This window comes from Anaerofustis sp. LCP19S3_F7 (genome assembly GCF_052119445.1).
Lineage (GTDB): Bacteria > Bacillota > Clostridia > Eubacteriales > Anaerofustaceae > Anaerofustis > Anaerofustis butyriciformans.
Genome location: NZ_JBQKFF010000003.1, coordinates 130,293 through 151,744 on the forward strand (window position 1 = coordinate 130,293; position 21,452 = coordinate 151,744).

At 27.6% G+C, this 21,452-nt stretch carries 18 protein-coding genes; 10 read left to right on the top strand and 8 right to left on the bottom strand.

Annotation, left to right across the window (positions count from 1 at the left end):
• Positions 1 to 11: 11 nt before the first annotated feature.
• Entirely contained in the window at positions 12 to 2,834 is a 2,823-nt protein-coding gene (locus tag ACTQYZ_RS05470) for a DNA translocase FtsK (protein WP_441416166.1), read from the bottom strand.
• Between the two features lie 333 nt (positions 2,835 to 3,167).
• Here ACTQYZ_RS05470 and ACTQYZ_RS05475 point away from each other — a divergent pair, with 333 nt between their 5' ends.
• From ACTQYZ_RS05475 to ACTQYZ_RS05485, 3 genes are all read left to right on the top strand, one after another.
• A complete protein-coding gene (locus ACTQYZ_RS05475) occupies positions 3,168 to 3,611 on the top strand; it encodes a cell wall hydrolase (protein WP_329383687.1) in 444 nt (147 codons plus the stop codon).
• Positions 3,612 to 3,624: 13 nt separating this feature from the next.
• Positions 3,625 to 4,014 (top strand): hypothetical protein, encoded by a 390-nt coding sequence (locus tag ACTQYZ_RS05480; protein ID WP_441023408.1) that lies wholly within the window; start codon positions 3,625 to 3,627, stop codon positions 4,012 to 4,014.
• A gap of 147 nt (positions 4,015 to 4,161) precedes the next feature.
• Positions 4,162 to 4,680 carry a CarD family transcriptional regulator gene (locus ACTQYZ_RS05485; protein ID WP_441023410.1) on the top strand — a complete coding sequence of 173 codons (519 nt, stop codon included), beginning with the start codon at positions 4,162 to 4,164 and terminating at the stop codon, positions 4,678 to 4,680.
• Between the two features lie 53 nt (positions 4,681 to 4,733).
• On the opposite strand, the gene ACTQYZ_RS05490 is transcribed toward ACTQYZ_RS05485, so the two are convergent.
• Together ACTQYZ_RS05490 and ACTQYZ_RS05495 are read right to left on the bottom strand one after the other, a co-directional pair.
• The gene (locus ACTQYZ_RS05490; RefSeq protein WP_441416167.1) at positions 4,734 to 7,475 is read right to left on the bottom strand and encodes a UPF0182 family membrane protein; all 2,742 of its coding nucleotides are present in this window, start codon (positions 7,473 to 7,475) and stop codon (positions 4,734 to 4,736) included.
• A gap of 77 nt (positions 7,476 to 7,552) precedes the next feature.
• Positions 7,553 to 9,031 carry a phosphomannomutase/phosphoglucomutase gene (locus ACTQYZ_RS05495; RefSeq protein WP_441416168.1) on the bottom strand — a complete coding sequence of 493 codons (1,479 nt, stop codon included), beginning with the start codon at positions 9,029 to 9,031 and terminating at the stop codon, positions 7,553 to 7,555.
• A 147-nt stretch (positions 9,032 to 9,178) separates the two neighbouring features.
• On the opposite strand from ACTQYZ_RS05495, the gene ACTQYZ_RS05500 reads away from it, so the two are divergent.
• The 3 genes from ACTQYZ_RS05500 (at position 9,179) to ACTQYZ_RS05510 (ending at position 10,551) form a co-directional block, all read left to right on the top strand.
• The gene (locus tag ACTQYZ_RS05500; RefSeq protein WP_441416169.1) at positions 9,179 to 9,796 is read left to right on the top strand and encodes a manganese efflux pump; all 618 of its coding nucleotides are present in this window, start codon (positions 9,179 to 9,181) and stop codon (positions 9,794 to 9,796) included.
• Between the two features lie 70 nt (positions 9,797 to 9,866).
• On the top strand, positions 9,867 to 10,163 hold the full coding sequence (locus ACTQYZ_RS05505; protein WP_441416170.1) for a hypothetical protein: 297 nt from the start codon (positions 9,867 to 9,869) through the stop codon (positions 10,161 to 10,163).
• Positions 10,164 to 10,380: 217 nt separating this feature from the next.
• On the top strand, positions 10,381 to 10,551 hold the full coding sequence (locus ACTQYZ_RS05510; RefSeq protein ID WP_138269578.1) for a DUF362 domain-containing protein: 171 nt from the start codon (positions 10,381 to 10,383) through the stop codon (positions 10,549 to 10,551).
• A 45-nt stretch (positions 10,552 to 10,596) separates the two neighbouring features.
• Here the strand turns inward: ACTQYZ_RS05510 and ACTQYZ_RS05515 are convergent, their stop codons facing one another.
• From ACTQYZ_RS05515 to serS, 3 genes are all read right to left on the bottom strand, one after another.
• A complete protein-coding gene (locus tag ACTQYZ_RS05515) occupies positions 10,597 to 11,454 on the bottom strand; it encodes a S66 family peptidase (protein ID WP_441023422.1) in 858 nt (285 codons plus the stop codon).
• 83 nt (positions 11,455 to 11,537) lie between these two features.
• The gene (locus tag ACTQYZ_RS05520; protein ID WP_441416171.1) at positions 11,538 to 12,506 is read right to left on the bottom strand and encodes a hypothetical protein; all 969 of its coding nucleotides are present in this window, start codon (positions 12,504 to 12,506) and stop codon (positions 11,538 to 11,540) included.
• 12 nt (positions 12,507 to 12,518) lie between these two features.
• Complete coding sequence (gene serS / locus ACTQYZ_RS05525) at positions 12,519 to 13,784, bottom strand: serine--tRNA ligase (protein ID WP_441023426.1); 1,266 nt, start codon at positions 13,782 to 13,784, stop codon at positions 12,519 to 12,521.
• Positions 13,785 to 13,961: 177 nt separating this feature from the next.
• Here serS and ACTQYZ_RS05530 point away from each other — a divergent pair, with 177 nt between their 5' ends.
• The 4 genes from ACTQYZ_RS05530 to yyaC all read left to right on the top strand — a co-directional run bounded on the left by ACTQYZ_RS05530 (position 13,962) and on the right by yyaC (position 17,629).
• Complete coding sequence (locus tag ACTQYZ_RS05530) at positions 13,962 to 15,389, top strand: hypothetical protein (protein WP_441416172.1); 1,428 nt, start codon at positions 13,962 to 13,964, stop codon at positions 15,387 to 15,389.
• A gap of 54 nt (positions 15,390 to 15,443) precedes the next feature.
• Complete coding sequence (locus ACTQYZ_RS05535) at positions 15,444 to 16,286, top strand: N-acetylmuramoyl-L-alanine amidase family protein (RefSeq protein ID WP_441023430.1); 843 nt, start codon at positions 15,444 to 15,446, stop codon at positions 16,284 to 16,286.
• A gap of 14 nt (positions 16,287 to 16,300) precedes the next feature.
• The gene (locus tag ACTQYZ_RS05540; protein WP_441023432.1) at positions 16,301 to 17,005 is read left to right on the top strand and encodes a tRNA lysidine(34) synthetase; all 705 of its coding nucleotides are present in this window, start codon (positions 16,301 to 16,303) and stop codon (positions 17,003 to 17,005) included.
• Between the two features lie 75 nt (positions 17,006 to 17,080).
• On the top strand, positions 17,081 to 17,629 hold the full coding sequence (gene yyaC / locus ACTQYZ_RS05545) for a spore protease YyaC (protein ID WP_441023434.1): 549 nt from the start codon (positions 17,081 to 17,083) through the stop codon (positions 17,627 to 17,629).
• Between the two features lie 23 nt (positions 17,630 to 17,652).
• Here the strand turns inward: yyaC and ACTQYZ_RS05550 are convergent, their stop codons facing one another.
• Positions 17,653 to 18,687 (bottom strand): alcohol dehydrogenase catalytic domain-containing protein, encoded by a 1,035-nt coding sequence (locus ACTQYZ_RS05550; protein ID WP_329383727.1) that lies wholly within the window; start codon positions 18,685 to 18,687, stop codon positions 17,653 to 17,655.
• A 980-nt stretch (positions 18,688 to 19,667) separates the two neighbouring features.
• Complete coding sequence (locus ACTQYZ_RS05555) at positions 19,668 to 21,005, bottom strand: L,D-transpeptidase family protein (protein ID WP_441416173.1); 1,338 nt, start codon at positions 21,003 to 21,005, stop codon at positions 19,668 to 19,670.
• Between the last annotated feature and the right edge of the window lie 447 nt (positions 21,006 to 21,452).

The window sequence follows — 21,452 nt, forward strand, 5'->3', positions numbered from 1 at the left end:
ATCTATCTCCATTACATTATTTCATCTTCTATATCCAGTGTTCCCTCAGGATAAACTTCATCACTTTCTACAACACTGTTCGAGAAGAAATCTTCTCTCTTTTTCAAAACTTTTCTTGGCTTACTTCCGTCTTTAGGAGAAATTATCCCCATTTGTTCCAATTCATCAATAATACTTCCAGCCCTTGCATAACCTATTCTAAGTCTTCTTTGAAGCATTGACGTTGAAACTTCTCCAAGTTCAAATGCTAAGTTAAGTGCATCATTAAACTTTTCGTCAATGAAATCTTCTTTGTGAAGATTTTCCTTACTTCCCGGCATATTTTCTTCAGCGGAAACTGTTTCAATACCTTTTATTGCATCTTCATCATAATTTGGTCTTTGTGTTTCCTTAATGAATTTTACAACCGACTCAACTTCTTCATCACTAATAAAAGCGCACTGTGCACGCATAGGAGCATTACTTCCCACAGGAGAATATAACATATCCCCTCTTCCTAAAAGTTTTTCTGCTCCTGCCATATCAAGAATCGTTCTTGAATCGATTTGCGATGATACGGCAAAGGATATACGAGAAGGTATATTTGCTTTAATAAGTCCCGTAATAACATCAACAGATGGACGCTGAGTTGCTAAAACCAAATGTATACCTGCAGCTCTTGCAAGCTGAGCAAGTCTACATATTGCCGATTCAACTTGAGAAGCACAAGTCATCATTAAATCCGCAAGCTCGTCTATAATGATAACCCACTGTGCCATTTTTTCTCCACCGATCTTTTCCATTTTCTTATTATATCCGTTTATATCCCTTACTCTATTTTGAGCAAACAAATCGTATCTTATTTTCATCTGCTTTTCAGCCCACTTAAGAGCTCCTGCTGCATGATTTGGGTCTGTCTCTACAGGAACTAGTAAATGAGGAATACCTTCGTAAATATTAAGCTCAACCATTTTAGGGTCTATTAAAATAAGTCTTACTTCGTTTGGATCTGCGTGGAATAAAATAGAATTTATTATTGCGTTAATGCAAACACTTTTTCCTGAACCTGTAGCACCGGCAATCAAAAGATGAGGAAGTTTGGCTATATCCATTATAACCATATCTCCTGTTACATTTTTACCAAGCGCAACCGATAATTTAGATTTTGCATTTTTGAATTTTTCATCTTCTACAATTTCTCTAAATCCTACAACAGATACTTCTTTATTAGGAACTTCTATACCTATTGCACTTTTCCCTGGAATAGGAGCTTCCATTCTAATTCCATTTGCAGCAAGAGCCATTGCCAAATTATCTTGAAGCCCTACAACCTTACTTACTTTTATACCAGGTTCAAGTTCCATTTCATATCTTGTAACTGTAGGTCCTATACTAACTTCAGTTACTCTTGCCCCAACTTTAAAGTTTGCAAGAGTTTCTTCAAGTATTCTTGTGTTTTCTAAAACCCTGTCTCTCTCCCCTTTATTATTTCTATTTTTATTTGGTTTTAAAAGAGATGAATCAGGGAATACATAAGGTATCTGATCTTTTTCTGTAACTAAAGGTTCTTTATTTTCTATTTCCGTAATTTTTGCAATACTTCCGTTATCCATTGCAACTCTTAATTTCTCAAGCTGTTCTCTTTGAGCTTTATTGGCTCTGTCTATATCACTTATATCAATTCTTTCAATAGGTATTTCTTCCCCATCTTCAATAAAATCTTCTTTATCTATAGGTTTATGATTTACAAAGTCTTTTGTTCTTTCAATTTGTTTATTTGTTTCATCTTGCTTTTCCTGAGTTTCTTTTATTATCTCATCAAAGCCTTGTTCTTCTCTTACTTTGTTTTTTATCTCTTCTTTACTTAGTTTTTCATTTTGAATAATTTCTTCTTTTGGTTTTTCTTCGTTAACTTCTTTTTTAAAGTCTCCGTTTTCATTTCTATAATAAGTCCTTATTATAGGTTCTTCTTTCTTTACTTCTTGTTTTACATTCTCACTATTATCTTTTTTCTTAAATGGATTTTTGCTTTTCTTATATTCATCTTCCCATTTATTTAAAACTTCTTCTTTATCCTTACTTGTTTTTATTGCATCTTTTTCATCATATGGATTTTTTATAAGTTTGCTTTTAAAAGAAGGAAAGAAAGATGTTCTTACAGGTTGTCTATCTGCTTTTGTTCTTAACTGATCTTCTCTGTCTTGTATTTTCTTTGTCAATCTTTGAGCTTTTATCTCTTTTTTTACTTCTCTTTCTTTTTGTCTTATTGCTTTTCTATCTTCTTTATAACTTGCAATATTGTCTTTGAATATTAATATTAAACAAACTATAATGCAGGCAAAAATAAATATATATGCACCTGTTTCACCAAGGAAAGTCGTATATAAACCTCCGAGCCATATACCTATTATGCCGCCTTTTGTTACAACATTTAGCACAGCATTAAAAAGCTGATTTGTAAAAGCACCATATTTTAAAAGGTCTCCTCCAACATTAAAAAATGCCATTATGTTAAATATAATAAAAACAATACAAGCTAAAGTAAGTGTTTCACTAAAAGGTTTTAATTTAGATGTTATATAAATACCAAGACCTAAAAATGATACTCCTATTAAAAAAGCTCCTACACTACCAAATAGAAACATAGAAATATTATGCAAATTATTTCCAAAAACACCACTGTCTTTTGACCATATAGAATAAAGCATAAAAACACCAAAAAAGAAAATAATAACACCTATTATTTCATTTTGAATTATTTTCTTTTTGAACATTTCTTGTTCAAGTTGCTTTTTTGTAGTTCTTCTTAATGATGTCTGAGTTCTTTTCCTTGCCGTTGTTTTTTTTCTTGCCAAGTTCATACCTCACATATGTAAATTTAATAATATTCTTAATTTATGTATCAGTATATTTTATCACATTTTTATTTTAATTCATAGGATAATATATCTTATAATGTATAAATAAAATATAATAAATTGTAATAAAATTTAAAAAATTTATATATTATAACTTATTAACTTTACTTTTAACATTAAATTTTTTCTACTTATATCCTCTCTTTATTTATTAATAATAATTTATTAAATATCATTTTTATATACTCAAAACAAATTTCTTTTACATTTAGGTTATATAAAAAAAAAGAACACAGTATAAATATATTATAACACTTACTGGAGGAAGCAATGGCTTATTCGGAAAGAGAACTTTTGGCAAGATTAATTGAATGTGAAGCAGGAGGAGAAGGTAATGAAGGCATGGCTGCGGTAGCAAGTGTAGTCATGAACAGAGTTTATACGCCATATGGAGAATATTCAAGGGTTTCAAACGGTGGAAGTATAAGAAACATAATATATCAAAAAGGGCAATTTACCTGTGCCATGGAAACCGTAAACGGGGAATATAATCCACAAAATATATACAACATGAATCCTACCAACATTCATTATCAAATAGCAGACTGGGCAATATCGGGAGGAAGGCTTTATAATCTTGGATATGCCCTTTGGTTTTACAACCCTTTCCAAAATGACTGCAGAGATTTTTTCCCAAGTGAAGTCGGAAGTTTAATAACCAAAATAGGAAGACATTGCTTCTATAATCCAACTGAAAAATATTTACAAACTTAAAAGAGAGGTAAAAATGGATAGAGAAGATAATTTAGGCGGAATCTTCAATGGGCAAAATTATAACAAACACCTTGATAATCAAATGGATAATAATTTTGAAGATGAAAAGGACAGTAACGGTTCCAATGTACCTTCTGTATTTACAGCAGGAACTACTCCTGACATACTAAACAGAATTAAAGGCGAATACTGCGTATGTGAATTTGTTATAGGAAGTGATACATTAATAACAAAATCCGGAATAATGTATAACGTAGGCCTTAGCTATTTTACTCTTTTTAATATTGCAAATAATGAATATATAGTTTGCGATATATATGCGGTTAAATTCATAACGGTTCCAAGATCAGATGTAATGTCTCAAAGAAACATTTCTTCAAATCAAAGAAGAAACAGACGATAGTCTTTTATAGAAAGAATTTCAAAGTTTCTATTACATAATTCCTATAAAAATGGTATAATATATTTATGGCAAACAGCTTAATCGTAGACATCATGACTGCTATTAGGCTGTTTTATTATAACATTTTATAAAAAAGGGGTTGTTGTAATGTTTAGTTTAAATGAAATAATTCAATATGATAATGAAGGACTATGCAAAATCAGTGAAATTGTAGAAAAAGACTTTGCAGGGGCTAAAGCAAAATTTTACGTTCTAACTCCTATTAATAAAGATAGCCTTACAATATTTGTTCCAATTAACAATAAAAAACAAACACAAAAAATAAGAAAAATTTTAACTCCAAAGGAAATCTATAATTTAATAAATGACATAAAAGATGATGATTTAATATGGATTAATGACGACAATGAAAGGAAACAAACATACAAAAAAATTATACATTCAGGAGATAGAAAAAATATAATAAAATTAATAAGAACATTGTATTTACATAAAAAAGAACAAATTAAAAACGGTAAAAAACTTCATATGAGCGATGAAGAAATATTAAAAAACGCAACCAGACTTCTACATGAAGAGTTTTCTCATGTTCTAAAGATAGAACCTGAAGAAGTTGCTCATTTTATATCAGAGCATATTAAAGTTAAAGAAAAAATAAACTTATAGTTATTTTTCCCGGGAAATAAAGAACCGATTTACTTGAAGTAAATCGGTTCTTTTTACATTGAATTTAAAATATTATCAAGCTCATTCATATATTTATTATATGCTTTGCTATCTCCTTTTGCCTGTGCATCTTTCATTTTATTCATTAGTTCTCTTGCTTTATCCTCAAGAGATGTTTCAGTATCTTCCTGTCTACCTTCTTTCAAATTAAATATAGCATTTATTCCTTCACTTAAAGAATCTTCCATTACGATTTGTTCTCCATAAGCAACTATAACTTTTTTTACTTCAGGCAGTGCCATCTGATCTGTTTTTGATTTAACATATATTGGTTCAACATAAAGTATACTGTCTTCTATAGGTATAGTAAGCATATTACCTCTTGAAACCTCGCTGCTTGCCTGAGAAAGCAAATTCAACTTAGGAGCAATATTCGTATCCTGATCAATTCTTTGTTCTATCTGCATAGGACCATAAACAAGTTTTTGTTTCGGGAATGTATATACTTTCAATTTACCATAATCTTCACCATCACATATACCTGCCATCCATGCAACCATATTATTTTTGTTATTTGGTGTAAAAGGTGCCATAATCATAAACTCCTCTTTGTCACTGTCAGGAAGTTTCATCATCATATAAGCACTGTTTACATTTACAGCTTTTTTTGTTGTTCCATAAAATTGTTTTGCAGTCTGCCATTGATCTTCTTTGTTATAAAAAACCTGTGGATTTGTCATATGATAAGTTTCATACATACTGCTTTGAATGTTAAACAAAACTTCTGAATATCTCAAATGCTCTTTTAATATCGGATCCATTTCTTCAAGTGGTTTAATAAATCCAGGATACATTTTAGAGTAAAGAGTTGCTATAGGATCGTTTTTATCTACCTGATAAAATCCAACTGTTCCGTTATATGCATCAACAACAACTTTAACAGAGTTTCTTATATAATTGAAGTTTTGCCCATCTTGAAATTTAGAAGGTGTTGAACAAGGATATTTGCTGCTTAAAGTAAAAGCATCTATTATCCAATATAATCTGCCATTTGCATTTACAATATAAGGATCTTCATCATATTCCAAAAATGGAGCTATAGTACTTACTCTTTCTTTTATTTCTCTTCTAATAAGAACCTTACTATCAGAGGTTATATCTGATGAAAATATAAATCTGCTATTCATATTATTTATTGAAAAAGCAATTCTATTTAAGAAATTTAATTGTATCCCTCCACTTCCGCCATACCTGTTTTCAACATTATTATCACCTTCAGGATAATCAAATTCGTCACTTTTACAATTTACAATGGCATAATCAGTATTTATTTCTCCATAATATATTCTAGGTTCGGTTATTTTTAAATCATCATATATAGTAGTTGCAGGTATATCCTTTTGAATCAAAACGGGCTGACCTGATGAATTTATTTGGTTAACAGGCGCAACTACACTTCCATAGCCATGAGTATATTTTTGATGTTTATTTACAAAACTTCTTACATTTTCTTTACTGCTTGGTTGCATTTCTCTTACAGAAATAAATACTTGTGTGGGATCTCCATCAAGATTATATCTGTCAACATCAACATCTTTAAAAGAATAATAAGACCTAAACCCTTGAAGAGAGTTAAAAGTATCAAGGGTAGGAAGGAAATCATTTATAGGAATATTACTTATTGTTACAGAGTTATTTTTAATATCTTCTTTTGTTAAGTTGTTATCTGCTTTAAAATCTTTAACCTCTACGTCTGCAATATTGTATGCATCTCTTGTCATATCAATATTATTATTAATGTATTTTTCCTCTTTAGCATATTCATTTGGAACTACTATATAATTTTGTATTACAAACTTTAAGCCGACTAAACCAACTACAAATAAAGGAACTATTATAATGCATATAATAACAGGTTTAACTTTATTTTTAAAACAGCATATCCAAAGAATAACGGCAAATATAATCATAAATATACTTAATATTTTATATTTGTTAACATCAATTAACATATCTGCATAAGTAGCTCCGTAGACAATCCCCGAAGAATCATAGCATACATTAAAAATATTAAGATAAAAATGAATACTTAAACATAAACAAAGTATACTTATAAAAATACAAAAAGGAAGTTTAAAATTTTCCCATAAATACTTTATTACACCTTCTTTTTTGTTTCTTAACCCTTTTGATTTAAAAACGATAAACAAAATAACTGTTATTATAAATATTGTTAAAATAAACATAAATAAAAGTCTGTTTAATGAAGTATAAAAGGGAAGTTTAAAAACATAAAAAGATATATCCTTATTAAATAAACCATCATTTTTATTAAAAGGAACAGCATTTATAAACTCAAGAAATTTATACCATAATCTTGAAGTAATGATAAAAGAAAATATAAAAGAAAAAAATACTGATGTTAAAACAGATATTTTTTTCCAATATTTATTTAAAACATTATTTTCTTGATCAAATGATTTCTTTAAGAATTTTATATATACCATAAAAAAAATAAATAATATTAAAAATAGAGGCACAAACATATAAATCTTTGTCTTTAATTCTTTGAAGAATATATTTAAGTACCCTACTTCTTTAAACCATAAATAATCTATATAAAATCCGTTTATCAAATATAAAAATAGTCCAATAAAAAACAAAACAAAAATTAAAGGAAGAACTACTTTCCTTATTTTCATTTTGGGTAATTTTAACTTTCTTTTTACCTTATTATTTTTAAAACTGCTTTTTACTTCTTCAAATTCTCCGTCAACTACATTTTTAAATTCCATAATAAACACCTATAACTTTTTTTATATTATATAAAAAAAGCACCAATAAAGATACCCTTATTGATGCTTTTATTTAATTAGAATTTAACTTCGTAGTCTTTTAAGAAGTCTAAAATTTCTTTCTTAATGTTTTCAACTCCGCCTTCGTTTTCTGATTCGATATTTATTGGAAGCACAGGATCATGTAGAGATAATCTTAAAAGTACCCAACCTTTTATTCCGTCTCTTTCAACATTTACTCTAACACCTTCAAAGTTTGGTTCTTCAAAACTAGCGCCTTCCATTTTTTCTTTAACATATACCTTAAAGTCTTCAAGAAGATTTGCCCCATATTCTTTAAAATCTTCAACCATGAATGTAGCTCTAAGTTCAGCTTCTTCTTTAGCTTCTTTTAATGAACCTATAAGGTCATCAAATGTTTTGTTTTCTTTGCTAAGTTCAAAGAATTTAACAAGAATTTTTACAACCATATAAGCACCGTCATCTAAGAAGTAGTTTTCTTTTAAAGCACAGTGTCCACTTGTTTCAATTGCAAGAAGACATTCTTTTCCTTCTTTGTTAAGTCTTATGCCTTCGTTTATTACATTCTTGTATCCTCTTTTAAATCTGTGGTGAACTCCGCCTTTTTCTTCTATAAATTCTTTTAATCCACTGCTTGTTACGCTGTCAGTTACTATATAGCTTCCTGCAGCTTCTTCAAGACAAATGCTTGCCATTAAAGCAACAAGTTTATTTCTGCTTATTTCTTCTCCGCTTTTATCTACTGCGGCAGCTCTGTCAACGTCTGTATCAAAGATAATTCCAAGATCAGCATTTTCTTTTTTTACTACTTCAGAGAAGCTGTCCATAACATCTTTAAGTTCAGGATTTGGAACATGGTTAGGGAAACTTCCGTCAGGATCTAAATATACACTACCTGAAGTATCAGCTCCTAAAACTTCCAAAACCTTGCTTGCAAAGAATCCACCTGAACCATTTCCTGCATCAACGATAATTTTTTTACCACTGAAAGGTTTTTCTTCTCCAGTTCTTTGCTTGATTTTCTTTACTAAATCAGCAGCATACATACTTAAGAAATCAAGAGTTTCATATTTTGCTTCAACATCTTCTAATTCCATTTCATTTGCAATTGTAAGAATATCTATAATATCTTCTTTTTCTGCTCCGCCGTCTTTTGTAAAGAATTTAAGACCGTTTCTATTAAATGGTAAATGACTTGCTGTAATCATAATAGCGCCATCAGCATTAACTTCTTCATTCACACAGCTCATAAACATTGCAGGTGTTGTACATAAATTAAAGTAAACAACTTCAACATTTTCTTCACTGCTTAAACCTTTCATTACATTTTTAGCAAGAGCAGGACCTGAAAGTCTTGAGTCCCTACCAAGTGTTATCTTTACACTGTCTTTATTTAGTCTTTTCTTTAACCATATTGAAAAAGCTTTTGCTATTTTATAACTGGCTTCGTTTGTTAAGTTAACTTCTTCACCTTTTACGCCTTCTAAGGCAATACCTCTGACATCAGAACCATTTTGTAATTTTTTTAAATCCATTTCGTCCTCCCTAAAATAAGTTATCTTACTTTAAATATACCATAAATTTATAAATTTTTATATATCTAATATTAATAATTTCAAACATGCACACAAAGTCTTTCTCATTAATATTATAAATTATGACTATAAAATGGAGGAAAAAGAATGCTAAAAATCATTATTTTGATATTGGCTCTAAGTATGGATACTTTTCTTATAAGTGCAAATTTTGGAAGTAATAAGATAAAAATAAATATACCTACATCAATAGTCATTTCCCTTGCAAGCGCACTTTCACTTTGCTTATCAATATCTTTATCAAATATTCTTTCAAAGGTAATACCAATATATTTATTTAACATACTTTCTTTTTTTCTTTTAATAACTATAGGAAGCTATAATATTTTTTCATTTGCAATAAAAAAATATCTTAAAAACATGCAAATAATTAATAAAAATGTTAATAAAAAAGATAAAAAAGAAAATTTAATTATTAATGTATTTATTGACGAAACAAAAGCAGATATAAATCATTCAAATAATTTAGATATAAAAGAATCATTTTTAATTGGAATACTCGGATCAATAGATTCAATATGCGCAGGTCTATCTTTTTCTTATACAAATATTTTTATAGTCTTTATACTTACCTTTTTTATTTGTTTCTCTCTTATAATTACAGGATTTAAAACAGGAAATGTCTTTAGTGAAACATCAAAGATAAACTTAAGCTGGTTTAGCGGAATACTTTTAATAATCCTTGCTTTTACAAAAATAATGTAAAGGGTAACCAAAATTATAATTTCTCATATTATATATCGAAAACAGTAATATTATAAAGGTGGTAAGATAAATGAATTACTCAAATAGAACATCATGTGGATGTAACAATTCTTCTATAAGAACAAATCAAGACAGATGTGGATGTTACGACAACGAAATGGAATATCAAAACGAACAAAGAAATAATTCTTGCTCAAAATGCAACTGTAACAATCAAAAATCATCATGCTGCTCATGCAAAAAAGAAAGTAATTACATGAATACAAATCATAATAGCTGTTGTAAATGTAAAAACAAATGCAACTGCAGAATAATAAAAACATGTGATGGAATATTATTTTATTTTTTTGATGATATAAGAAAATAACAAAGAAGGAGGACTTCCTCCTTCTTTACATAGAAAACCAAAACACCTTTAAATAAGCCTTAAACCTTACTTTTAATTACTTTTTATATTATAATATGCTTTCAATTTATACTTTTTAAATATATGACAATATATCATTTTAAAATTTTCCTATTGCAATAAATTATTAAAAATGTTATATTAATACAAACAAACAAATAATATGGAGGTATTAAACATGGCTCATGTAATTACTGATGAATGTATCGCTTGTGGCGCTTGTGCTGGTGAATGCCCAGTAGGTGCTATTTCTGAAGGCGATGGAAAATACGAAATTGATGCTGCTACATGCATCGATTGTGGAGCTTGTGCAGGCGCTTGCCCAACAGGAGCAGCTCAACCTGAATAAGATTTATTTATTCGTACGAAAAAAAGGAGGTATTACCTCCTTTTTTTATTTACTTAAGTTATATTCTTTACCTATCACAATACATTTAGAATCACTTCCATGACCTATTTCATTTGTTTTTATAATCGGGATATTATATTCTTTTGTTATATCAAGAGCAATTTCTTTTACATTAGGACAACTATTTTCTCTTTCCATTTGAGTAAATGTTCCAAGAATAATTCCTCTAATATCTTCAAATACATTCATTTGCTTTAATTGATTAAAAAATGATATCATCAAGGGACTTTTCCCACTTCTACTTTCAAGAAATAAAATTTTATCTTTAAAATCAGGAATATAACCTGTTCCGGCAAGTTTTAAAAAGCACCTTATATTACCTCCAATAACAACACCTTTCATACTATCTCCTCTTAGAAACTCATAATCAAATTTAAAAATATCGTCTTTTCCATTAAAGAAACTTTCATTAAAACATAATATCTGTTTTTCTTTATTATCTAAAACTATATTTTTTATTTGATATAAATAGCAAGGCTTCTTTGTATTAGAATAAATCGCATTTATAATAGTTGTCAAATCACTATATCCAAAGAAAGGCTTATAATTATTTTTTATTATTTCAAAATCAATAAAAGGTAATATTTCATTTGCCAAATCACCTCCTGAAATATCAAAAACAGCTTTTATATTATTATTTTTATAAAATCCCATTAAAACCTTGGCTTTTTTTTGTGCGGTTAACAAACAATGATTTTCTTCACTGTAAATATAATCTCCAAGTATAGGAATAAGTCCTAAATTTTTTATTTCTACAATTAATTGTTTAACTTGTTCTTTTTTATTTTTATCAATACCATTTGAAAGAACAATAATTCCTATTTTATCTCCCTTTTTTAACATAAAGTTTCTCCTTTAAAATAAAAAGCAATAAACATTTGTTTATTGCTTTATCATTACTGAGTATTTTCAGAATATTGATATCTCTATTGAATACCCATTTTTTCCTGTTCTTTTTTTATTTGTTCTTGATTTTCTTCAATTGTTTCGTCTAAGTTAGGAAGAGAGCTTAAACCCTCTTCAACCTTTATAGCTTTATCATATATATCAAATATAATATATATTTTATTACTTGTTAAATAAGATTTATCTATTTCAAAAACATCAACATCATCTCTAGTTGAAGATGCAGCTAGTGGATCCAAATCATCTCTAAGATCAAGACCCATTACATATGAATATTCTCTTAAAGCGTCTTTATTAATACTTTCATTATCCAATATTTTCGTTGATTTTGCGCCAACATTATCACTTTCAAAAATACCAAGAGTAATATAAGGAAAATCTTCCCATTTTATTTCTTTATCCGAAATATTTGTAAATTCATAATAGATACATACAAAAGTTTTACCTTCACTTGCTTTTACTGTAGATATAGTATCAGTAACAACGACATCTTCAACGACACATTCAACTTTACCATTTGATAATGTGTCATTCAAATTTACAATACCACTAAAACTTCTTCCTCCCGGAAACAATTTGTAAAGTCCAAATCCTAATGCAGAAGCAGCAATAATAATACCTAAGAATATTAAAATTGTTTTTTTTGTTATTTTAAAATTCAAGGCTTCTTTTAAAGAAACTTTTTCTTCATTATCTTCTTCTTGATATTCAAAAGAATCTTCATTATCTTCTATTATTTTTTCTTCAAAACTTTCATCCTCAAAAGAATTATCTTCTATTATATTTTCATCATCAGACTTAACTCTTGCTTCAAAATCCGTATTAACAAAGATATCTTCCATATCTAAATCATCAATATTAAAATTATCTATTTCTATTTCAGATTCTTGTTTTTCTATTTCATTTTCAAATTCAAATTGTTCTTTTTTTATTTTAGGGGGTATTTTACTTTTTCTTACTTTTTTTACTATTCTTACTCTTTTTTCCATAAGCTAAAAAGTCTATTTTATGACTTCTAATCCTCCAAGATAATTTCTTAATACTTTAGGAACTGTTACACTGCCATCTTCATTTTGATAATTTTCCAAAACTGCTGCAAAAGTTCTTCCTACCGCTAAAGCTGATCCATTAAGTGTATGAACAAACTTAACATTACCATCTTTATCTCTATATCTTATATTTGCTCTTCTTGCTTGATAATCTTCAAAATTAGAGCATGATGAAATTTCTACATATCTGTTATAACTTGGAAGCCATACTTCAATATCATATGTTTTTGCAGCTGAGAAACCTAAATCACCTGTGCATAATTCTATAACTCTGTATGGAATTTCTAATAAGTCAAGAATTTTTCTTGCTTCTAAAGTTAAATCTTCTAATTCTTCATATGAGTTTTCTGGTTTTGAAAGTTTTACAAGTTCAACTTTATCAAACTGGTGATTTCTGATTAAACCTCTTGTATCTCTTCCTGCGCTTCCAGCTTCAGCTCTGAAACATGGTGTATATGCAGTAAAGTATTTAGGAAGATCTTCTTCTTTTAAAATTTCGCCTCTATGGATATTTGTAACAGGAACTTCCGCTGTTGGAATTAAGAAATAATCATTATTTTTAATATTAAATGCATCTTCTTCAAATTTCGGAAGCTGACCTGTTCCCGTCATTGATGTTCTGTTTACCATGAAAGGAGGAGAAATCTCAATATAGTCATTATCTATTGTATGAGTATCAAGCATAAAAGCAATTAACGCTCTTTCAAGTTTAGCCCCCATTCCTGTAAACATTGAAAATCTTGCTCCAGAAATTTTTACTGCTCTTTCAAAATCAAGTAAGCCTAAATCAACACCTAAATCCCAATGAGCTTTAGCTTCAAAATCAAATTTTCTTGGTGTACCAACTTTAATTAATTCTTTATTGCTATTTTCATCTTTACCTATAACAATATCTTTGTTTGGTGTATTTGGAATAGAAAGAATAAGTGAATTTATTTTTTCTTCCAATTCACTGATTTGTGCATTGTATTCTTTAACTTCACTTGAAAGTTCTTTCATCTCTTTTAATAATTCGCTTACGTCTTTGCCTTCCTTTTTCATCATAGGAATTTGCTTTGACACCCTGTTTTGTTTCGCCTTTCCTTCTTCGGCTTTAGATAACAATTCTCTTCTTTTTGTATCTAATTCCAAAACTTCGTTAACACTGTAATCCCCTCTTCTTGCAAGAAGTTCGTTTACTTCATCCGTATTATTTCTTATTCTTTTTATATCTAACATAATATCTCCTAACAGTACACAATTTTATTTTTTATTATAATATTTTTTTTTTACTTTTGTCAACTCAATACCCCTTTTATATAAAAAGAATATATAATTTTATATTTTACCAAATATCATTTTGGTATTATATAAATTTATGTTATAATGTATAAACAATTTAAAAAGGTGATTATATTGAATAAAGAAAAAACAATTAAGACAGTATCCTTAGTTTTTATTGATATATTTTTTATGGCTATTACATATATTGTAGCCAATTTGATTTTTAATAAAGCAGATTTAACAATTGATCCTAATTTTACTAAATTTATACCTCTTCTAATTTTAATTAAAATTGGTATTTATTTTATTGCCGGTTTATACAAAGAAGAAACAAGAGGTATGGTATTTGAAATTTCTTGTGTTACTCTTGCTAATATCATAGTTTTTATTTTAGTTCGCTTTATTCTAAAAGTAGGGGTTTCTACCTATCTTCAAATTATAGCTTTAACTGTTGATATTATAGTTGAAACAATATCTCGTTCGCTATTACTAAGTGTAAGTGAAGAGGAACTTGAAGAAGATAACATACAAGTTTTTGATGACCCTTATGACTACAGTGAAGAATTAAGGCTTAATAAAATGAAAAAAGAGCTTATAGAAATTAAAAACCAAGAACAACAACAAAAAGAAGAAACAAAGCAAGCTTTAGAAGAATTAAAGGAAAAAGAAAATCAATTAAAACAAAAGGAAGAACAACTAAAATCATTTGAACATACACTTTCTTTAAAAGAATTAAATATTCAAAAAGAACTTGAAAAATTAGAAAAAGAAAAAGAAGAAAAGATAAAAATTGAACAAGAAATAAAAAAACAAGAACAATTAAGAAAACAAAGACTCCAACAACAAGAAATATTAGACGGAGTTTTAGATAACATTAAAACAATCCATACATCTTTAAATGAACGTTCAAAAGTTGTTGACTTGCAAGAACATAATTTAATGATGAAAATGTATGATATCACACAAAAGGAAATAGAACAAAAAACATCTAAAGAACAAGTAAAGAAAAGAAAACATTTAAGCGATAAAGAATTACTTGAAGAAACCTATAGAAAAATTGGACAAAAAAGGAAAAGAGTAAATCCTTATACAAAAAGCAAATCGGTGCAATCTCAAAAACAAACATCAGATAATAAAAAAATAAAGACAGATAAAAATTTATCAGAAGCTTTAAAAAACAGCTCACTTCTTAATACTTCAAAAGAAGAAAAAGAAAATGATGAATTTATGAAGTTTTTATTTAACGGTTCAAACCTAAAAGAAGAAAATAATGTTATAAAAATAGAAACAAAGAAAAAAGATAAAAACAAACAATCTAACAATAAAACAAATGTGTTAAAAAATAATAATGCAAAAAACAATAACTCAACAACAAAGGACTCGCAAATAAAAACTCCATTAAACAATAAAAAAACAACAAAAAATGTAGCTAAACAAAATAATACAAATAATGTTACAAAAATAAATAAAAATATTAAACCAACAAAAAAAGATCAAATTGATTTAATGTTTTCAGAAGATGACTTTGATAAGATTGCAGACTTAATTGATAAAATGTAAACTAACCCACAAAATATTGCATTTTGTGGGTTTATTAAAATATAGAATAAATATATGAAAATTAAAATATCCAAAAGATTATTTTTATGTTTTTTAATTTTTATATTTATTCTGCTTCTTATAGTAAATATAAAAAACAAAAATAATTATGTAATATTGCTTGATCCGGGACACGGCGGAAAACTTTCGGCTGATAAAGGTGCCATTGGTATAGACAGTGAAAAAACAAATGAATATACGCTTAATGATCAAGTTACAATCAAGCTTGCAAATGCACTAAAAAAAGAAGGCTATATTGTTAAATTCACAAGACAGCCCTACAAAGATGAAAAAGAAGTCACATTAACAAACAGGACAATAATTGCAAATAAAATTAAGCCTGATTTATTAATAAGCATACACCATGATTCAACAGGCACCAAAAACAATAAAAGCGGTTATACAATTTACTATTCATCTTTTAAAGCCAATTTAGACTTTAATGATATATATGTTGAAGAAAACGGAAAAACTTATCCATTTATTAAAGAAAAAATTAATAATGGTATAACAACCATATATTATACAAATGGAATAAATATACTTTCATCAACAGGAAGAAGTAATGTTATAGTAAAAGATATAACACTATGCAAAGAAGCAAAACAAAGTTTAAAGTTCGCTAATATTTTAAACGACGAACTTTCTAAGCTTGATTATCTTACGCCTCTTCTTGCAAATAAAAACAGTGCAGTAAAGGATAATAATTTTAGAATATTAAGAATGACAAATTATCCAAGCGTATTAATTGAATGTGGTTTCATTTCAAATAAAAAAGAAATAGAACAACTAAAAAATGAGCAAAATCAAAACAAACTTGTAAATGCAATTGTAAAAAGTATAAATAAATATTTTTAGAAAAGGAATATAACATGAGAAAAACACTGGGATGTATTAGAAAAGCCGTAAAGGATTATAACATGATAAATGACGGAGACCATATATGTGTAGCTGTATCAGGAGGAAAAGACAGTATGCTCCTTTTAAAAGCCTTAAAAACATATATGTATTTCTCACCTGAAAAATTTAAACTGACAGCAATTTGTATAGATGTAGGCTTTGATAATATGCAGCTTGATAAACTTGAAACTTTTTGTGATGAAATTCAAGTTCCTCTTGAAATTGTTCATACGGATATAAAGAAAATCGTTTTTGATGAAAGAAAAGAAAAAAATCCATGTTCTTTATGTTCAAAGATGAAAAGAGCAGCTTTAAATGAAACGGCGTTAAAACTTGGCAGTAATAAAATTGCTTTTGGACACCATAGAGATGATTTTATAGAATCTTTTTTACTAAGCCTTTTTTACGAAGGAAGAATACATACATTTAAGCCTGTAACTTATCTTGACAGAACCGGTGTTTATTCTCTTAGACCTCTTTTATATGCTAAAGAAAAAGATGTAATTCATGCTGTTAAAACTGAAAATATTCCTATAATAAAAAGTGAATGCCCTGCCGATGGATTTACTAAAAGAGAAGAAATGAAAAACTTAGTAAAATATTTAAAAAAGCAAATACCAAATGCAGATGAAAGAATGTTTACCGCAATAAAAAATAATCTAGAAAATATGAAATAACCATAAACAAAAATCTACATTTTACTTATACCCTATTATATATAATTAGGGTATATTTTTTTTTGGAGAATGAATATGCAAAAAACATTTAACTATTTACAAAAAAATGCTGCAAAATTTCTTGCAGAAGAAATAATAAAATTAACATCTAAGGATTGTATTCTACTGTTTATTGGAACTGATAAATGTATCGGAGATGCATTTGCTCCAATTGTAGGAAGCTTGCTTGAAAGTTATAATTTTTTAAATAATCCTATTTTTGGAACAATCAAACATCCTGTTCATGCCCTTAACATAAATAATACTCTTTCATATATTAAAACAGTATATCCTGGTAAAGAAATTTTCGTTATTGACTCAATGATTTCACAAAAAGGAAATGTAGGAGATATTATTTTATTTAATGAAGGTATATTCCCCGGAAAAGCTACCGGAAAAACATTACCCAAAACAGGAGATACGTCCCTTACTTTAGTTGTAAGCAACAATGAAAAAGATGCGATAAATTCTCTTTCAACACTACGTTTAAATAATATTTATGAAATGGCAAAAGTAGTTTCTGATGCACTTACTTATGCCTTTTCAGATTCCGTTTATTCTGTTACGAGCGACGTATTACAATAAAAAAGACAGCAAATTGCTGTCTTTTATGGTTTTAAAACCACTTTTAAGGCTTCTCCGCTTTTTAACATTTTTACACCTTTTTCCATATCTTTTAAAGGTAAAATATGAGAAACTAAATTTGCATTTATCATTCCGTTTGCAACAACGTCAAAGGCTTTTCTAAAACTATCAGGAGTTGTTGAAAATCCTCCAATAACTTGAATTTCACTGTAATGAAGTAAATTACCATCTAAACTTACATTTGGATTATCTTTTGGAAGTCCTCCAAAAATTAATAATTTACCTTGTTTTCTTAGTAAATGTATTCCTTCTTCAATAGGTTTTGTTGCAGGAGTTGAATTTATTACTACATCAGCCCCTCTTCCATCAGTAACATCCATTACTACTTCTTTTAAATTTTCTTTAGATGTATTTACGAAATGTGTTCCACTGAATGCTTTACTTTTTTCAAGTCTTGCTTCACTTCTGTTTGCCATAATAATATTTTTAGCACCTCTAAGTCTTGCAATTTCACTATGTAAACATCCAAGTGGACCTGCTCCTATTATTACAACAGTATCTCCAAGCGTTACATTAATTAAATCTTGAGAATTTACAACGCTTGATAATAGTTCTACTACTACCATATCTTCACTTTTTACGCCTTCAGGTATTTTTAAAATTTGTCCACGTTGTACGCCGATACCCGGAATTAACATATATTCAGCAAATCCACCATGCAAATGATGTCCATATGTAAGTCTTGTTTCACATAAATTTTGCATACCTTTTTCGCAGTAATAACAGTTACCACAAGGTATAACAGGATTTACAATTACTCTTTCTCCAACACTATATCCTTTTACTTCTTCACCTATTTCTTCGATTATACCTATATTTTCGTGTCCTAAAATAAAAGGAAAATCCAAACCATTTACACCTGATGAATATGTTCTTACATCAGAACCACAAAGTCCAACTGCATCAATTTTTAAAAGTATGCCGTCTTTTGTACACTCAGGTTTTGGAACATCTTTGTAAACAACTTTTTCTTTGTCTTCTAATACGATAGCTTTCATTATTGCCTCCTAAACATTTATTATTTATATTTTAACATAAAATATAAAAAAAGAAAGAGAGTCTTTTCAGACTCTCTTTCTTTTACTAGTTTTACCTAGTATCTCGATTCTTATGATTCAGAATTTGGTTTCACAGTACTATCATTTTTTTGCAATATCTTCAGTTTAATTTTCTTTTTTCTTTTTATTCTTTTTCTTTTATTCTTTAAACTTACTTCCCAATTGCTTATATAAACTTCCTGTTTTCTTTTTCCTTAATATAGTTTTCCCTTAACGTTTCATTTTCTTCTTTTTTTACTTATTTATTTATTTTTATCTATTTAAATTTTAGAGGTTTACTCGCCTCTTACCTATCAGCAATCTATTCTTATTTTATTGCTTTTTTTTACTATATTAAGTTTTCTTTTCTTCCTCCTTCTGTTTCACAATTATCTCTTTTCCTTAATGTACCTTTTCTTTAAAAGATTTTTTATAATGTACCCTGACATTTTATTTTTTCTTTTTGATACATTTTGGAATTTTATAGCTTCAACGTTTAACAAACTTTAATTTATTTAAACGAATTTTCAAAAGATATATATTTCTGTTTAAATATATTTTTTATCCTTTTTACACTTCTTTTTTTGATGTACTTTTGCATCTTACCTTTTCATTCTTTTTTGTGTAATTTTGATATCATCTTTTTTAAATTCTTTTCTAACTATTATGTTAGAATTTTTAAATACCTTAAATGCAATTTCTATATTTTTCAATATATTTTATTGCTTCCATTTTGTTTTGGATTTGTTAACGTTTTCTATGATTATATTATATGCAGAAAATATATAAAATTCAATAGTTTATCAAATTGTAGTAAAAAAAAATGTGTTGAAATATTTTCCTTATAAAATATATACTCTTTCATTATTTTTTATAACTAAAAGATTACTTTTATAAGTATTTTTTTATCAATATAAAAAAAGAAGAAGCAAAAGCTTCTTCTAATAGTGAACTACTATTGGATAATTCGTTTCTATTGTTTCATATGTTTTTTTTGCATTATTTTTAGGCATATTTATACAGCCGTGACTACCGCTATTTTTGTATATTGTTCCACCAAATTTACTTCTCCATGTTGCATCATGCATTCCAATACCGCCATTAAAAGGCATCCAATAGGAAACAGGTGAATTATATGTGCTACCATCTGCGTTATTTCCGCTTAAAGTAGTATCTCTTTGTTTATATTTTAAGTAATATATTCCTGCAGGCGTTGAATATCCACCAGATACATCTCCTGTTACAATATCAGATGTTACAATTTTTTTTCCATCTTTATAAACCCAAAGTTTTTGATTTGTTAAATCTATTTCAACATATGAATCACCTACTTCATCGGATGTATCATAAGGGGTTTGTGAATAGCAAGGTTTTCTGTTTATATCTTTTTTCCTATTTAATTCTGATGTTAACTTTGTTATTTCTTTATCTTTATTTATAACATATCCATAATCTCCACCTGTTATAGATATAGTTCCGCTCATAGTTGATTTAAATTCTCTCATTCTTCCGCTTGTATTGTATTTTGTGGCTAAGTCATTTACAAAACTTTTTACTGCACTTTTATCTACTGTTAATTTATTTTCTTTCATTTTTGTTTCAATTGTCTTATTTGTTATACCATATAGCTTTAAAATTTGTTCTTTACTAATCTTTACATCTTTATTTTGCATTTTATATGTAATAACAGGTAAATCTAAATTTTTTAGATATTCTTGTTCTTGTTTAAGTATGCCACTTGTAGATAAAATTTCAGGTTTATCATAATAATTTTTATTATCATAGTTAAGTGTAAATTCACCATTAGATATTAATTTTAATATATCTTTTTTTAACAAGTATGAATCGATATTTGTTCCATAAACTTCTTTTACTATTTCATAATCTGAACTATTCAAATCTATATATGCATTTTGAGTCTTTGTTACATCTTTTTTATCTTCTAAAATGGATAAATTTTTTAGTGAATCATTAAATTCATCGCTTGTTTCTTTTACAGTCATAGTTATTGTGTATTTATTCTCTTTTAAATGAGTTTTGTGTAAAATGTATGAAAAATACCCAGGATTTACAATGTCACTTAGTTGTTCATCAATATTATATGTAACATTTGATAATATAATTTTTTCTTTTTTACCATTGCCTTCATTAATGATAAACACATTTTTATTCCATACATCAACAATTTTTTCCTTTGCTTGACTTACTGTAAGCCCAGAACAATCTATTCCGTTTATATATGTATTCTTTAAATATGTTTCGCTTTTATTTAAGAACATAAAAATAAAAACTATATTTACTATAAATAAAATAAAAAGAATCAAAAAAATGTACAATTTATTTTTTTTCAAGAATTTTTTCATTATTTTTCCTCTTTTAATATATAATTTCAACAAATTTTGTCACTTATTATAACACATCAAAAACCTAAATTTAATACTTTTAATAAAAATGTTAAATAAATCTAAATATATATTATCATAAACAATTATAATAAAATAAAACAAATCCCAAAGGCTAAAAGAAGAAGAGATAGAAGCAATAACAGAAATATTAGCAAAGTTAAAATAGTAAAAGTTATAAAAAAAAGAGATCGAGAGGTCTCTTTTTATAATGTAAAGTAACATACAACCAGATAAAGATATAATACAAGACAAGGAAATAAAAAAAGAACCTAAAAAGCAGGTTCACAGGAATAAAAAAAACCCCGCGACTACCTACCCTCC